The organism is Mesobacillus subterraneus (genome assembly GCF_023715485.1).
Lineage (GTDB): Bacteria > Bacillota > Bacilli > Bacillales > Cytobacillaceae > Mesobacillus > Mesobacillus subterraneus_B.
In genome coordinates this window covers 1-460 of sequence record NZ_JAMBOF010000048.1, presented here as the reverse complement: position 1 = coordinate 460, position 460 = coordinate 1, and the positions used below count along the sequence as shown (strand labels likewise).

Annotated in this window: 1 rRNA gene; it reads right to left on the bottom strand. The window is 38.0% G+C overall.

Going from position 1 to position 460, the window contains the following annotated elements:
* Nucleotides 1–333: 333 nt before the first annotated feature.
* A 5S ribosomal RNA gene (rrf, locus tag M3204_RS23505) occupies nt 334–449 on the bottom strand.
* Between the last annotated feature and the right edge of the window lie 11 nt (nt 450–460).

Below are 460 nucleotides of genomic sequence, written 5' to 3'. Positions count from 1 at the left end.
CAAACTCTCCAATAAAGAGTTATGAGTTAGCTCATAAGTTAAAACGTTGGCTCATGATCTTCTATGATAGAAGCCATGATAATTAATTGTTTGTTGACGCTTGTTTGTTTAGTTTTCAAAGAGCAATGTATGTTGTTGTTTCAGTGACAACTTTTATATCTTATCATCTGCCAAGTTAGCAGTCAACAGTTTTTTGAAAGTTTTTTTCGAAACTTTTTTACTGTTTAAAGCACTGTGCAGAACAAGATAACTTCGTTATTAAAACAACTGATCTCTATAATATTTTCAATTATAGGGATTAAAAAAGACAGGGATATGAATCTCTGTCTTTTCGCCCGGCGGCGTCCTACTCTCACAGGGGGAAACCCCCAACTACCATCGGCGCTGAGAAGCTTAACTTCCGTGTTCGGTATGGGAACGGGTGTGACCTTCTCGCTATCGCCACCAGACTATTTGGTTT